The organism is Paraburkholderia sp. 35.1 (assembly GCF_050436525.1).
Lineage (GTDB): Bacteria > Pseudomonadota > Gammaproteobacteria > Burkholderiales > Burkholderiaceae > Paraburkholderia > Paraburkholderia tuberum.
Genome location: NZ_JBNDMJ010000001.1, coordinates 565,318 through 579,977 on the forward strand (window position 1 = coordinate 565,318; position 14,660 = coordinate 579,977).

Annotated in this window: 11 protein-coding genes and 3 pseudogenes; 13 read left to right on the top strand and 1 reads right to left on the bottom strand. The window is 63.6% G+C overall.

All coding sequences use genetic code 11. The annotated features are described in order from the left end of the window. Positions 1-95 precede the first annotated feature (95 nt). The 11 genes and pseudogenes from OKW27_RS02870 (at position 96) to OKW27_RS02920 (ending at position 12,215) form a co-directional block, all read left to right on the top strand. Complete coding sequence (locus OKW27_RS02870; RefSeq protein ID WP_279613293.1) at positions 96-2,237, top strand: type I secretion system permease/ATPase; 2,142 nt, start codon at positions 96-98, stop codon at positions 2,235-2,237. Further along, on the top strand, positions 2,237-3,661 hold the full coding sequence (locus OKW27_RS02875; RefSeq protein WP_429332479.1) for an HlyD family type I secretion periplasmic adaptor subunit: 1,425 nt from the start codon (positions 2,237-2,239) through the stop codon (positions 3,659-3,661). The genes OKW27_RS02870 and OKW27_RS02875 overlap by 1 nt, the downstream gene beginning before the upstream one ends. Beyond that, the gene (locus tag OKW27_RS02880; RefSeq protein WP_244144946.1) at positions 3,651-5,105 is read left to right on the top strand and encodes a TolC family protein; all 1,455 of its coding nucleotides are present in this window, start codon (positions 3,651-3,653) and stop codon (positions 5,103-5,105) included. Before OKW27_RS02875 ends, OKW27_RS02880 begins: the two co-directional genes overlap by 11 nt. 2 nt (positions 5,106-5,107) lie before the next feature. Then, positions 5,108-5,186, top strand: a pseudogene (locus OKW27_RS02885) (ShlB/FhaC/HecB family hemolysin secretion/activation protein); the annotation flags it as partial. 556 nt (positions 5,187-5,742) lie between these two features. Next, on the top strand, positions 5,743-6,129 hold the full coding sequence (locus OKW27_RS02890) for a DUF2231 domain-containing protein (RefSeq protein ID WP_244144947.1): 387 nt from the start codon (positions 5,743-5,745) through the stop codon (positions 6,127-6,129). Further along, positions 6,122-7,441 carry a PQQ-dependent sugar dehydrogenase gene (locus OKW27_RS02895; RefSeq protein ID WP_090811654.1) on the top strand — a complete coding sequence of 440 codons (1,320 nt, stop codon included), beginning with the start codon at positions 6,122-6,124 and terminating at the stop codon, positions 7,439-7,441. The genes OKW27_RS02890 and OKW27_RS02895 overlap by 8 nt, the downstream gene beginning before the upstream one ends. A gap of 144 nt (positions 7,442-7,585) precedes the next feature. Beyond that, positions 7,586-7,957: pseudogene (locus OKW27_RS02900) on the top strand (ABC transporter substrate-binding protein); the annotation flags it as partial. Between the two features lie 16 nt (positions 7,958-7,973). Then, positions 7,974-8,180 carry a hypothetical protein gene (locus OKW27_RS02905; protein ID WP_090811655.1) on the top strand — a complete coding sequence of 69 codons (207 nt, stop codon included), beginning with the start codon at positions 7,974-7,976 and terminating at the stop codon, positions 8,178-8,180. Between the two features lie 137 nt (positions 8,181-8,317). Then, entirely contained in the window at positions 8,318-10,213 is a 1,896-nt protein-coding gene (locus OKW27_RS02910; RefSeq protein ID WP_429332480.1) for an FAD-binding monooxygenase, read from the top strand. Positions 10,214-10,240: 27 nt separating this feature from the next. Next, complete coding sequence (locus OKW27_RS02915; RefSeq protein WP_018422184.1) at positions 10,241-10,681, top strand: MarR family winged helix-turn-helix transcriptional regulator; 441 nt, start codon at positions 10,241-10,243, stop codon at positions 10,679-10,681. Between the two features lie 568 nt (positions 10,682-11,249). Next, positions 11,250-12,215, top strand: a complete 966-nt coding sequence (locus OKW27_RS02920; protein ID WP_429332481.1) for a sulfonate ABC transporter substrate-binding protein — start codon at positions 11,250-11,252, stop codon at positions 12,213-12,215. 33 nt (positions 12,216-12,248) lie between these two features. Here OKW27_RS02920 and OKW27_RS02925 read toward each other — a convergent pair whose 3' ends face one another. Continuing rightward, positions 12,249-13,649 (bottom strand): MFS transporter, encoded by a 1,401-nt coding sequence (locus tag OKW27_RS02925; RefSeq protein WP_090811661.1) that lies wholly within the window; start codon positions 13,647-13,649, stop codon positions 12,249-12,251. Positions 13,650-13,823: 174 nt separating this feature from the next. On the opposite strand from OKW27_RS02925, the gene OKW27_RS02930 reads away from it, so the two are divergent. After that, positions 13,824-14,372 (top strand): DUF488 family protein, encoded by a 549-nt coding sequence (locus OKW27_RS02930; protein WP_429332482.1) that lies wholly within the window; start codon positions 13,824-13,826, stop codon positions 14,370-14,372. 93 nt (positions 14,373-14,465) lie between these two features. After that, a pseudogene (locus OKW27_RS02935) lies at positions 14,466-14,576 on the top strand (uracil-DNA glycosylase family protein); the annotation flags it as partial. Positions 14,577-14,660: the final 84 nt, after the last annotated feature.

The following is a 14,660-nucleotide window of genomic DNA, read 5'->3' on the forward strand; positions in this document are numbered from 1 at the left end:
GCGTACACGAAGCCGCACACCACTATCTCCATTTCCGAAATGTTTGCCAGGTGCGCCTGCCTTACGGCACGCACGTCTGCAACGCCACAAACCGAATGAACGCACCGGATCACCGCACTCCCGCTGAATCCATGCCCGTCGCCGATGCTGGACTCGCGTGTCTTGTCGTCATTGCACGCTTCCACGGCATTGCCGCTGACGCGGCGCAACTGCGGCACGCGTTCGCGCTCGGCAATGAGGCATTCAGCATGGATTCGCTGGTGCTCGGCGCCCGCTCGCTCGGCCTGAAGGCCCGCGTCGCGCCGCTTCGCATCGAGCGATTGGGCCGGGCCCCATTACCTGCACTTGTGTCGGACCGCGACGGTAATCACTTTGTCATCGCACGGTGTGACGGCGAAACCGCCTTCGTACTCGAAGCGCAGGCCTCGGCGCCCAGCGTGATGCCGCTCGATGTGCTCGCCGCACGCATGACCGGACATATGATCCTGTTCGCGTCCCGCGCATCGCTGGCCGGTGAACTCGCGCGCTTCGACTTCTCGTGGTTCATCCCTGCTATCGTCAGGTACCGGCGCCTGCTGCTGGAAGTGTTTGGCATCTCGCTGATGCTGCAGCTCTTCGGCCTGGTCTCGCCGCTCATGTTCCAGGTCGTGATGGACAAGGTGCTCGTTAATCGCACCTACAACACCCTGGATGTCGTCTGTATCGCCCTCTTCGTCAGTGCGACCTTCGAGGTGCTCCTGGCGGGCCTGCGCAACTATACCTTTGCCCACACCACGAACCGGATCGACGTGGAACTGGGCGCGCGCCTGTTTCGCCACCTGGTCACGCTACCGCTGAACTATTTCGCGGCCCGCCGCGTCGGTGACACGGTTGCCAGGGTGCGCGAGCTGGAAAGCATTCGCAATTTTCTGACCGGACAGGCGCTGACGGCGGTCATCGATCTGCTGTTTTCAGTCGTGTTTCTCGCCGTGATGTGTCTCTACAGCGTACGGCTGACACTCATCGTTGTCGTCTCCCTGCCACTGTATGCCGCCGTGTCGGCTGCGCTCATACCGGGTCTGCGGCAGCGCCTGAACGAGAAATTTTCACGCGGCGCGGACAACCAGTCATTCCTGGTCGAGACCGTGTCCGGCATGGAGACGGTCAAGGCGATGGCCGTCGAGCCGCAATTCATCAGGAAATGGGAAGCACAACTGGCCGCCTATGTAGCGTCAGGCTTTCGTGTCGTCAGTCTGAGCAACATCGGCCAGCAACTCATTCAGTACGTCGGGAAGCTGGTCTCGCTGGTCACGCTGTTCTTCGGTGCGCGCCTCGTGATCGATGGCCGGCTCACGGTCGGTGAACTCATTGCATTTAACATGATGTCGCAACACGTCGCCGGCCCGGTGTTGCGGCTGGCGCAACTGTGGCAGGACTTCCAGCAGGTCGGCATCTCGATGCGACGGCTCGGCGACATCCTCAACTCACGCACGGAATTGCCACCCGGCACCCAGACAATGCCCGCGCTCAGGGGCGACATCCGGTTTGAGAACGTGCGTTTTCGCTACCGGGCGGACGGGCCGCCAGTCCTCGACGGGGTCTCGCTCGATATCCGCGCGGGTCAGGTCGTCGGTATCGTAGGCCGTTCCGGCTCCGGTAAAAGCACGCTTGCCAAGCTTCTGCAGCGGTTGTATCTGGCCGAACAGGGCACGCTGCGCATCGACGGCATCGATCTCGCGTTGGCCGATCCCGCGTGGCTGCGCCGGCAGGTCGGTGTTGTCCTGCAGGAGAGTCTGCTGTTCAACCGCTCGATCCGCGAGAACATCGCGCTGGCTGATCCCGGCGCCCCGCTTGAGGCCGTGATGCAGGCCGCGCAGTTGGCCGGCGCGCATGACTTCATCTGCGAACTGCCGATGGCGTACGACACGCTGGTCGAGGAGCACGGCGGCAACCTGTCTGGCGGACAGCGGCAGCGTCTGGCCATCGCGCGAGCCCTGCTGACCGGCCCGCGTATCCTGATCTTCGATGAGGCCACCAGCGCCCTCGACTTTGAAACCGAACGCGTGATCCAGAACAACATGCGCGCGATCTGTGCCGGCCGCACGGTCATCATCATCGCGCACCGCCTGACCACCGTGCGGCACGCCGACCAGATTATCGCGATGGACCGGGGACAGGTCGTCGAGCGTGGCACCCACGATGCCCTGCTGGCGCAAGGCGGCTATTACGCCCACCTGGTCTCCTTGCAGAACAGTTAATGACGATATCACCGCGTTTCCAGGCGTTCGCAGACCTATGCCGCCGCTATGTAGCCGTGTGGCGTGCCGCGTGGTCGGTGCGCACGCAGCTCGATGCACCGGCCAGACTCGACTATGAACTGGCGTTCCAGCCGGCGCACCTTGAACTTGTCGAGACGCCCGTTCACCCGGCGCCGCGCTGGACAGCGCGTCTGATCGTCGCGCTCGCTGTCATTGTCCTTGCCATTGCAGTCTTCGCGAAGCTTGATATCGTTGCAACCGCAAAGGGCAAGCTCGTGCCCAATGGACGGGTGAAGATCGTGCAGCCAGCCATCACTGGTGTCGTGCGGGAAATCGCCGTGCGCGATGGACAGCGGGTTGCCGCCGGGCAACTGCTGCTGAAGCTTGACACCACGCAGGCGGTGGCTGATGAGGACAAGGCGAAATCGGCCAGGCTGGATGCGGCGCTCACCGCAGCGCGTGCGCAGGCACTGCTCACCGCAGAGCAGACTGGCTCGCAACTGCGGGTAGTGCCAGTCGATGACGCGCCGGATGAGCGCCAGCAGGAGGCGCAGCGACTGGCAGAAGGCGCGTATCGAGAGTATCAGGACAGGCTTGATGCAGCGCGTGCCGAACTGGCCAGGCGCGAAGCCGAACTCGACAGTACGCGGCAGCAGATTGCGAAGTTTGCTGCCACCGCGCCGCTCGCCCGTGCGCAGGCAAACGACTACCGGACACTGTCGGCCGACCGGTACGTTGCCCGGCACGACTATCTGGCGAAGGAACAGACCGCGCTTGAGCAGGAACATGAACTGGCGACGCAGCGAAGCCGCGCGCGCGAACTGGTGGCCGGTATCGCAGGACAGCGCGCGCAGATCGAGGCGACCTCATCGCAGTTTCGCCGCGAACAGCTTGACCAGTTGGAAAAGGCGACGCAGCAGCTCACCCAGAGCCGCAGTGATGAGACCAAGGCCCATACACGCGCGAACCTGATGAGCCTCACCGCACCCGTTGCCGGCACGGTTCAGCAACTGGCCACGCATACCCTGGGCGGCGTCGTGACGACCGCGCAGGCGCTCATGGAGATCGTGCCAGACGATGCGCTGGAGGTCGAAGCGACAGTCGAAAACAAGGATGTCGGCTTCGTCAGTGTGGGGCAGCGTGCAGCGATCAAAGTGGCAGCGTTCCCCTACACGCGCTACGGCATGCTGGAGGGCGAAGTCGTGTCGCTCGCGAACAATGCGGTGCAGGATAAGAAACTGGGCCTTGCGTTCACCGCGCGCGTGCGCCTGAAGACGAACCGGATATGGATCGAGAACAGATGGATCACGCTCACGCCAGGGATGGCCGTGAGCGCCGAAATCAGGACGGGCAAACAGAGCGTAGCGCACTATTTCCTCGGGCCGTTGGTTGAGGGCGTACAGGAGAGCATGCGTGAACGCTAGACGTATGATGCAAAGAATCGCCGTGACCGGGATTGTGCTGGCATTCGCGTTACCCGCACTCGCTTTCGACCCGCTGCTTGCGCAGCGCGGCATTCCCACCAATCCAGTCGCCGGGATGGAACTGAACATGACGCCGGATGAGCAGGCTTGCGACTTTGGCGCGCGGGAACAACCACTGAGTTTGCGCGAAGCGATCGCGCGCGGGCTATGCAACAACCCGAAAACCCGTGCCGCCTGGGCTAGCGTGAAAGCGCAGGCGGCTGCCGTTGGCGTCGCGCGCGCGGCATTCCTGCCGACCATTTCAGGCAACTGGCAGGGCGTGCGGGACAATGCCGAGACCCGCGTGAGCGGCGAACCACAACTCAGTTCGAACACTGCCGCTACCATCCGCTCGGCCAGCGTAGACCTGAACTGGGTGCTTTTTGATTTCGGCGGTCGGGCTGCCGCACTGAATAGCGCGTCCGACCTGCTCGCTGCGGCAAGGGCGACGCAGGACGCAGCCGTGCTGGCGGAATTCGCGACGATTGCCAGAGATTATTATGCCGCCCAGGCGGCGCAGGGGGCGCTCGCTGCGGCCAGCGAGATCGAACGCATGACGCGCGAAATCGTCGTCGCGGCGGAGGCACGGGTTGATCGGGGCGTCGCTCCGGTCACCGACGCGCTACAGGCCCAGACCCAGCACGACGACGCGGTATTCAATCTCACGAAGGCCGAAGGAGACACGCAGACGGCGCTGGGCACGCTGGCCTCAGACATGGGGCTTAACCCGAACGTACCGCTTGCTGTGCTCTCCGTCACGGAGAATGCCAGTCCCGACGAGACCTTTAGCCGCTCGGTCGCGGCGATGATCGACGATGTCAAACGGGCGCACCCGCGCGTGCTGGCGGCGCAGGCGCAGTTCGAGTCCGCGAACGCCGCCATCGCCCAGACACGTGCGCAAGGGTTACCGAACGTCAGTCTCATTGCGAAGTACAGCCGTAACAACCAACCGACGAGCCTGGGTCTGGGTGTTCAAACGTTTCCGGCAACCGGGCGTGATGCCTACATCGGCGTGCAGGTAAGTATTCCGTTTTTCGAAGGGTTCGGGCGGCATTACCAGATCCGGCAAGCCGAGGCTGAAGCAGAACGTCAACGCGACGCGGCCGCGGAAACACAGCAGCAGGTGGCGCTTGATGTCTGGGCGGGTTATCAGACGCTGCGCACTGCCACGCGAAACGCGATGCATAGCGAGACGGCGCTCGCGATTGCCCGACGCTCATTCGACGCCGCTGAGCATCGCTACCGGGCAGGTGTGGGGAACATCCTCGAAGTACTGAACACGCAGACATCGCTTGCCACGGCTCAGCAACGGCGCGTTCAGACGCTCGCTGACTGGCACAATGCGAAACTGCAACTGGCATCGAGGCTCGGCCGCCTTGACATGAACAGCGTTGGGGATGAATGATAAGCCGCCATACGGTGCGCGGCTTCGACGGCGAAACGATGCTCGCGGCCGAACGCGGTTTCTTCTGGCGCAACGGTCGACGCCTGAAACTGCTCAATTCTGAATACCCGTACGGAGCAACCAGTTCAAGTTGCCTGGCGGGGAGCAACGTCCATTTGAGCAGCACGGATCTCGCTGCTCCCTTCTTGCGGGACCGCTTGTGCTTGGCGGGCTGACGTTGACGGCCGCTACTGCCGCGCCCCCGCAGAAGCCCCATCCCCCGACGCCGCAACACCCATCTTCGCACCACCCGCACTCGTGCTGTCGTTGCCGGCCTGGTGCGCTTTCTGACAACCCGCCACGCCGGAGATCAATGGCGTAAGCAGTAACACAGCCAATATGAATCGTTTCATCTCGGCTCCTCGCGTCGATCATTGGTAACGCCGCCAACGCATAACCCGTAACCGCAGCACTAGGCATGCCCACCCGCACCCGCCGCGACGACCGAAAGTCGAGCGAAACGTTCAGGCATGGCTAATGCGCGGCAAGACGACGTCGGCTCCCACATCGAAAGGAGAAGCTATGTCCACCACGCCGTCCGCTATCAGACATCCCGCCACACATCCATCGAAACTCGCGCCCCGCGATCTTCGGACTGTTGAACCCCATCTCGTATGGAATGTTCGTCGGCGCGTTGATCTTTGACCTGACCTACATGAGCACACGTAACGTGTTCTGGGGCAAGGGCGCCGCGTGGCTCATTACGGTGGGCCTGATCATTGCCATCATTCCGCGCCTGCTCAATTTCGGTCACGTCTGGTTGCAGCGACGTCGCCGCGTCACGCGTATCGAAAGAATCGACTTCTGGCTCAATCTGCTCGCCATCATCGCGGCGATCGTCAATGCATTCGTGCACAGCCGCGACGCTTATGCGATGGTCCCGGACAACGTGATTCTGTCGGTCATCACCGTCGTGCTGCTGAGCATCGCCCACGTCGCGATGGCAATGAACAGGCTCGATCTCCCCGAGGTGACTCATGGCTAAGCTGATCGCCGGCAGCGCGTTCGTCATCACCATCTCCGTGTTGATGAGCGGCTGCCACGTACGGGCAGAGTACGACCCCTCGCAGCAGGCCGGAGCGAATCCGTCGATACCGCGGGCACGCAACTTCTTCGCACCGCCGATGCAGGTGCCGAAATACGTGGGATGGAAAAATGGCGCGACGCCCAAGGTGGCCGACGGCCTGAAGATCGAGAAGATCGCCTCGGGACTCGTGCACCCTCGCCAGATCTATACGCTTCCCAATGGTGACGTTCTCGTCGCGGAAGCCAATAGCCCGAACGAGGGGGCCGTTACCACGCCGAAGCAGGTCATCGCCGGGCTGATCGAAGCCAGATCGGGAAAGAAGGCCGACGGCGCGAATCGCATTACGCTGCTCAGAAAGCCTGCCAACGGCAGTGGCGAATGGGAGCGGTATGTGTTCATCGACCATCTGCATTCCCCGTTCGGCATGCAGCTCGTCGGCGACACACTCTATGTCGCCGATACCGATGCGATCCTGAAGTTTCCATACAAGACGGGCGAAACCACCATCAGCGAGCGCGGCGTCGAACTCGCCGATCTCCCCGATACGATCAACCATCACTGGACCAAAGCCCTGCTCGCCGGTCGCGATGGCAAGAAGCTCTATGTGGGAGTCGGCTCCAACAGCAATGTCGGCGAGAACGGGCTGGAGGTCGAGTACCGGCGCGCGGACGTACTCGAAATCGATACGGCGACGGGCGCAAGCCGCATTTACGCGGCGGGCATTCGCAATCCGACCGGCCTGCAATGGGAACCGACGACGGGCCGGCTCTGGGCCATCGCGAACGAGCGCGACGAGATCGGCCCCGATCTCGTGCCCGACTATCTGACGTCGGTGAAGGAGAATGCTTTCTACGGCTGGCCGTACAGCTATTACGGCCAGCACGTCGATCCGCGTGCTCAACCGCAGCGTCCCGACCTCGTCGCGAAGGCGATTGCCCCAGACTTCTCGATCGGCTCGCATGTCGCGCCGCCAGGACTGACCTTCTATACCGGCAACAGCCTGCCCTCGCAGTATCGCGGCGGCGCGTTCATCGGTGCGCATGGCAGTTGGGACCGCTCGCCGTTGAGCGGTTATGTGGTGTCGTACGTGACGTTCGAGAACGGCAAGCCCGCCGGTGCGCCGAAAGACGTCGTGATGGGCTTTATGTCGCCGGATCAGAAGGAGTTGTATGGCGCGCCCGTGGGCGTCGCCAAGGATCGCGACGGCGGCCTACTGATCGCCGATGACGTCGGCAACACGGCGTGGCGCGTGACGGGCGCGGGCGGCTGATGCGCGCATCGCAATCGCCTGCCGCGTGGATGCACCGTTGCGGACACCGCGACCCAGTGATGACTTCCCCGGCGATCCACTGGTCCAACCGGCGGCGCTTGCTGATCATGCTCGTGCTGAGCGGATTGGCAATATGGTATGCCGACGACCGTGCGCCTGCCCGACGTGCAGGTGCCGGGCACCGAGCAGCTGTCGCGCTTCGGCAGCAAGTACGCGGACGAGCCGGGCTCCGATAATCTCGCGGGCGTGAAATCGCCGGCCGTCGACGCGATCCTGCGCAAGGTGCTGGGCGCGCAAACGCGCGAGCAGCTCGTCGACGCGACCCACGCGCTCGACCGGGTACTGATGAACGGCTATTACGTGATTCCGCACTGGTATTCCGCGGTTCATCGCATCGCGTACCGGAACAACCTCGTCTATCCGGCGAAGCTGCCGCTTTACTTCGCCGCCGACGAATGGCTACTGTCGCCGTGGTGGCAGAAGACGGCTGGACTGAATCTTGCGTCTCCACAATGATTGGAGGAACACGATCATGACCAGACTACTCTTTGCAATCATCGTGGCAGTCGGCCTGGCGGGCTGCGTCGTCGCCCCGCCGCCGCCCAGCTCTGGCTACGGTTATGAGCCAGCGCCCGCCTATGGCTATGCCCCCGGGTATTACGTCGCGCCCTCCGTGAGCCTCGGCATCGGCATTGGCGGCTACTGGGGTGACCATGGGGGCCATTGGCACGGTCATTGAAACAGCCGTTCCCGAAAGTTCACGAGCGCTCTACCGAACCAGGGTAAACATCCATCCTCCCACGAAGTACTTCAAAATAGTTGGGGTACGGAGTATATTCGCGTTCAGCAGATATCTACTGAACGGAGGAGGACGTCATGCAATTTCATCTCAACGGTTTCCGGGTCGGCGATCCGACGATCGAGCCAGTCATCGGCAATGCGCATGCGGCGCAGATGCCCGAGACGGTCGACGTGCTGATCGTCGGCAGCGGCCCTGCCGGACTCGTACTGGCGGCGCAGCTGTCGCAATTCCCGTCGATCGGCACGCGCGTCGTCGAGCGTCGCGACGGACCGTTGCAGATGGGTCAGGCCGATGGCGTGGCGTGCCGTACCGTCGAGATGTTCAATGCGTTCGGCCTCAGTGACCGCCTGCTGCAAGAAGCCTATTGGGTCAATGAAACAGTATTCTGGCGACCCGATGCAAATGACCGCGGCGCGATCAGTCGTACCGGCCGAGTTCAGGATACCGAAACAGGCCTTTCGGAATTTCCGCACGTCATCGTCAATCAGGCCCGCATCCAGGAATATCTGCTCGACGTGATGCGCCGCTCCGCGCGACGGATCGAACCGGACTACGGCCTCGAAGTGGTCGACGTTCAGCGCGACGATACGCACGCATACCCGGTGCTGGTCACGCTGCGCCAGACCGATCCCGCGCGGCTCGACGAGACCGTGTCCGTGCGTGCGCGCTATGTCGTCGGTTGCGACGGCGCTCGCAGCCGCGTACGCACCGCCATCGGACAAACGCTGCGCGGTGACGCGGCCAACCATGCGTGGGGCGTGATGGATGCGCTGGCGGTCAGCGACTTTCCGGACATCCGGCTGAAAGCGGCGATTCAGTCCGCGAGCAGGGGCAACCTGCTGATCATTCCGCGTGAAGGCGGATATCTGGTCCGCTTCTACGTCGACCTCGGCGACGTCACCCCGGAGAACCGCGACAGCATCAAGCAGATCACGGTCGATCGCATCATCGAGACGGCGCAGCGCATCCTCCATCCCTATACGCTCGACGTAAAAGAAGTGGCGTGGTTCTCGGTCTATGAGGTCGGGCAGCGCCTCACCGACCGCTTCGACGATGCCATCGCCGCCGACGGCACTTCGCGCGAGCCTCGCGTGTTCATCGCGGGCGACGCCTGCCACACGCATAGCGCCAAAGCGGGCCAGGGCATGAACGTGTCGATGCAGGACGGCTTCAATCTCGGCTGGAAGCTCGGCGCGGTGCTGGAGGGCCGCAGCGACGCCGCTCTGTTGCGCACGTATTCGGACGAGCGCCAACCTATTGCGCAGGAGCTGATCGATTTCGACAAGGGATGGTCGGCGATGATGGCCGCGCCGCCGAAGGATCCGAACCGGCCCGAGGCGGGCGGCGTCGATCCCGCGGAGCTTCAGGCGTACTTCGTTCGCGCTGGCCGCTACACGGCTGGCGTCGCAACGCGTTACCGGCCGGCCACCCTGACCGGTGAAGCGACGCATCAGGCGCTCGCCAAAGGCTTCGCGATCGGTACGCGCTTTCACTCGTCGCCTGTCGTTCGCCTCGCTGATGCAAAACCGTTCAATCTAGGGCATGCCGCGCAGGCGGACGGCCGCTGGCGCCTGTACGCTTTCGCGGACGCGTCGCGTCGTGCGCTGGATGCGCTGTGCGAGCATCTCGACAAGTCGCCCGATTCCGTTTTGAGGCTCTTCACGCCGAAGGACGCCGACGTGGACAGCGTTCTCGATCTGCGCGCGGTGCTGCAACAGCCGCATCGCGAAGTCCGCCTCGAAGACGTCCCCGCCCTCCTGCTGCCGCGCAAGGGTCGCCACGGCCTCATCGACTACGAAAAGGCATTTACGAGCGACGCGACGACTGATATCTTCGACGAGCGCGGCATCGATCGCGAACAAGGTGCACTCGTCGTGGTACGTCCCGATCAATACGTGGCCCATGTTCTCCCATTGAATGCGTATGCGGAGTTGAACGCCTTCTTTCGGCCCATCTTTCGCGTGCGTTAAACCACAACGAAACCCAAACCTCCGAAATTGCCGATCAAACCCGAAGACGCCGGCGCGCTCCCCAAATTTACTGGCAGCCTGGTGCGCCGTGCCCAACAGCGCCATGCAGCGGTCTGGCTGAGCGAGGTTTCCGCGGAGATCACGAGCGTGCAGTACGCGGCGCTCGAGGTCTTGCACGAGACGCCTGGCGTCAGTCAGCGGCAACTCGGAGACAAACTCGACGTGGATCGTTCGACGATTGCCGATCTCGTTGCACGCATGGTGCGCAACGGCCAGATCGAGCGCGCCGACGATCCTGTCGACAAGCGCAGTTATGTGCTGTTTCTCACCACTGCCGGTAAGAAGCAGCTCTCGGCCTTGCGTCCGCGCGTCGAGCAGGTCGAGCGCATTCTCACTGAAAGGCTGACGGCAAGCGAATTGGCGCAGTTGCGCCGGCTGCTTTCGGCACTGTTGCCGCCGCGGGCTTGATGCGCTTGCTTCTGAAGACCGCCTGCCGTCGCGGTCTGCCAGACATCGCCTCCATTTCGGCTCCCATAGCCCCCTCCCCGCCGCCGCCTGGTTAGAACCGGGTGCCTTTCCAGAACAAATGACGGACGACGCACGCGAGCCCGCACATCTGTTCCGGCACGCAACCTGAAACGAAAACCGCGCCAGCGGACATTCGCACGATCCGGCATCCGCCAACCCCGCTGCGGCTCGCTTCATGCCAGCGCGGCGATCGCGCTTGGCTTATTCCCAGCAGCGCCATGCACGTCGTACCGCCGCTTACGCTCAAGCGCGATAACGATAGCGCTCGATATTATTTGTGCACTAACGAGCGCCTCTCTACGATCTCCGGACCTACACTTCGATCTCTTTTCAAAACATGGCTACGACAAAAGCGATCCTGACCGTTTATCACGGCGCCACGCTGCCGGCATGGGATGGCGCGCCCCAGCACTAACCTGACGCACGAACAACGCGCGACTCACGCCGCGGCGCTTCGGCCGCCGCGCATCCTGCCTTCTTCATCGCCCTCCTGATCGTATCGTCCGTCATGTCCATTAACAGAACGCTCCACGACCGTCGCACCTTCCTGAAACTTTCGCTCGGCGCCGCAGCGGCCGCGGCAGCACCGCTTTCGTTCGCGCAAGGCAACGCGCGCACGCTGCGCGTCGGCAATCAGAAGGGTTACCTGAATCTGCTGAAGGGCCGCGGCACCCTCGAAAAACGGCTCGCGCCGCTGAACGTATCGGTTACATGGACCGAGTTCGCGGCGGGCCCCGTGCAACTGGAAGCACTGAACGTCGGCTCGATCGATTTCGGCGACGTCGGCGAAGCACCGCCGATCTTCGCACAGGCCGCCGGCGCACCGTTGGCCTATGTGGCGGCGACCGTCAAGCGGCCGCGGTCGGAAGCGGTGCTGGTGCCGCCGCAATCGACGATCCGCTCGGTCGCGGACCTGAAGGGCAAACGGATCGCGCTCAACAAAGGCAGCAACGTCCACTACTTTCTCGTCAAGCTACTGCGCCAGCATGGCCTGCAATACGGCGACGTAAAGCTCGTGTTCCTCGCGCCCGCCGATGCACGCGCCGCGTTCGAGCGGGCGTCGATCGACGCGTGGGTCATCTGGGATCCTTTCTTCGCCGCGGCGGAGCAATCGCTCGGCGCTCGCGTGATTGCCGATGCAAGCGGCGTAGTCGGCAATCGGGCGTTCTACTTCTCGTCGCAGAGTTATGCGGCGAACAATCCCGACGTGGTCCGGATCCTGATCGAAGAACTCGACAAGGTCGATCAGTGGGGCAAGCAGAACAAGGATCAGCTCGCCAGCGAACTCGCGCAGCTATGGGGTCTGCCGAAGCAGGTCGTGGACGTGGCGGTGCAGCGTCAACAGTTCGGCACGCAGCCGATTACCCGCGCGATTCTCGGCGAGCAGCAACAGATCGCCGAGACGTTCCTCGATCTCGGCCTGATTCCGAAGCACGTCGACGTGCTGAAGGCGGCGCCTTCGAATCTCGCGTAGGCGTATGGGCGGCGCAACGACGCCGCAGCCGCGTCAACGCTCGGAGACCGGCCGCGTTGGCGTAGCCTGCTGTTCCGGCGGGGCGTCGCTGTGCTCCGTCATACGCCGCACCGAACTCACGCCGGCCGCGATCAACGCGAGCGCCGCGGCAATGCCGGCAATCAACGTGAGGTGCCGGCCATGCACGAGTCCGAACACGATGGACACCGCCACCGCGCCGCTCGACTGGCCGAGCAGACGACCCATCGATTGCAGGCCGGACGCGCCGCCGCTGCGATGCCGCGGCGCACTGCCGATGATCACGCGGTTGTTCGGCGACTGAAAGATACCGAAGCCGAGGCCGCAGACCGCGAGCCGCCACACGATGTCGAAACGCGTCGCCGTCTCGCCGAGCTGGCAGAGCATCGCGAGTCCGCACCCGAACACGACGAGCCCGACGCTGCTGATGCGTCCCGGCGCCCACCGATCGGACAGCCGGCCCGCGACCGGTGCGATCAACGCGGTCACGAGCGGCCACGGCGTCAGCAGAATGCCGGTCTGTGTTTCCGACAGCTTCAGCGTCTGCTCGAAGTAGAACGGCAGCATGATGTACGCCATCGTCTGCGCCGCGAACGAGAAGATCGACGTCGCCATCGACAATGAAAACACCGGCATGCGCAGCAGGTCGATGGGCAGCATCGGGGTCGCGAGCCGGCTTTCGCGTCGCACGAACAGCACGCCGGCCACCAAGGCGATCGCGACCATCACGGCGCCGCGCTGCGTCGCGCCCGCCTGGTTGAATGCCGCGAGACCGGAGATCAGCAGGCCGAATGTGAGCGCGTTGAGCAGGACGCTCAGGCCGCTCAGGCGAGCCCCCGAGGTCGGCGTCGCGGGCAACGTGCGCGCGCCGATCGACAGCGCCAGCACGCCGAGCGGCACGTTGACGAGGAACAGCCACTGCCAGTGCGCGACCGCCAGAATCGCCGACGCGATACTCGGCCCCGCCGCCGCCGAAACGGCCACCACCAGCGACGAATAGCCGACGCCGACGCCAAGCCGTGCCTTCGGGAAGACGAAGCGCACCAGCGCGATATTCACGCTCATGATGCCGGCCGCGCCGAAGCCCTGAAACACGCGAGCGACCGCAAGCACCAGCAGCGTGTGCGCATTCGCGCAGGCGAACGACGCCAGCGTGAAAAGTGCGAGTCCGTAGCAGTAGACCCGTTTGTAGCCGAGGCTGTCCCCGAGCACCGCGAGCGGCAGCAAGGACACCGTGATCGCCAGCTGATACGCGTTGACGACCCAGATCGCGCTTGCGGGCGATACCGCGAGGTCGTTGCTGATGGTGGGCAGCGCGACGTTGACGATCGAGGTGTCGAGCACCGACATCGTCATCGCGATGGCGATCGCAATGTACGCAAACGCACGTTGGGGATTGGGCAGGCCGTCGGTCATGGTGCAAGCGGGTCGAAAGAAAATGCGCGGGCGACTGCGTGCGGCGCGGGCGCCGTCGCGGGTGCATTGTTGCAACTTCGACTCGTACCTGAATCGGGACACAGTTGACGTTACTGCGCCGCACGTTGTAAGTCTGTAGGGATCGACGCCGCTATCAGCGCCGGCGAAGCACACATGGAAACGAAACGCCCTTTTTTCACGATCGGCCACTCGACGCGTCCGTTGCAGGAATTCGTCGACTTACTGAAAGGCGAGCAGATCGCCTTGCTCGTCGACGTGCGCAGCATCCCGCGCTCGCGGACCAACCCGCAGTTCAATCGCGACACGCTGCCCGCCTCGCTCGCACCGGAACATATCGACTACATGCATCTCGCCGCGCTCGGCGGACGCCGCAGCAGGCGCAAGGTTGACGCGCCGTCGCCGAATGCGTACTGGACGCATCCGGCCTTTCGCAACTATGCCGACTATGCAATGAGCGACGCATTCCGCGACGGGCTGGCGCAACTTCTGACGCTCGGTCATCGGCAGCGCTGCGCGATCATGTGCTCGGAGGCGGTCTGGTGGCGCTGCCACCGGCGTATCATTACGGACTATCTGCTGATGCACGATGAAACCGTGCTGCACATCATGGACGCACATCACACGAACGCCGCCACGATGACACCGGGCGCCGAGCCCCAGGCCGACGGCACGCTGATCTATCCGGCTCAGGCGCAGAACTGAGCCGACTCACGACACGACTGCGCACCAGTCACCTCGCACCGCTTTATGGCTGTTACCACCAAACGTCCGTCGAAACTCGACACGTCGCTCGATCCGTCGCCGCGCAATATCGCGTGGTTCAAGCGCAATGCCTGGTTCGAGGGCGCGGTGCTGCCGACGTTGCGCGAGCACGTGGCGACGGTGTTGGCGGGCGGCGAGCTTTGAGCGCCGCGCACCCATCCGCGCGATCGGCCGCTCGTGGTAAACACGCATCCTGACCCGGCGTCCCAATCTTCGGAACGGTTACGG

Excerpts from the sequence above, each read along its gene's own strand:
- OKW27_RS02920 (WP_429332481.1), top strand. The coding sequence starts at position 11,250 with ATGTCCATTAACAGAACGCTCCACGACCGTCGCACCTTCCTGAAACTT.
- OKW27_RS02930 (WP_429332482.1), top strand. The coding sequence starts at position 13,824 with ATGGAAACGAAACGCCCTTTTTTCACGATCGGCCACTCGACGCGTCCG.
- OKW27_RS02875 (WP_429332479.1), top strand. The coding sequence starts at position 2,237 with ATGACGATATCACCGCGTTTCCAGGCGTTCGCAGACCTATGCCGCCGC.
- OKW27_RS02925 (WP_090811661.1), bottom strand. The coding sequence starts at position 13,649 with ATGACCGACGGCCTGCCCAATCCCCAACGTGCGTTTGCGTACATTGCG.
- OKW27_RS02905 (WP_090811655.1), top strand. The coding sequence starts at position 7,974 with ATGACCAGACTACTCTTTGCAATCATCGTGGCAGTCGGCCTGGCGGGC.
- OKW27_RS02870 (WP_279613293.1), top strand. The coding sequence starts at position 96 with ATGAACGCACCGGATCACCGCACTCCCGCTGAATCCATGCCCGTCGCC.
- OKW27_RS02910 (WP_429332480.1), top strand. The coding sequence starts at position 8,318 with ATGCAATTTCATCTCAACGGTTTCCGGGTCGGCGATCCGACGATCGAG.
- OKW27_RS02895 (WP_090811654.1), top strand. The coding sequence starts at position 6,122 with ATGGCTAAGCTGATCGCCGGCAGCGCGTTCGTCATCACCATCTCCGTG.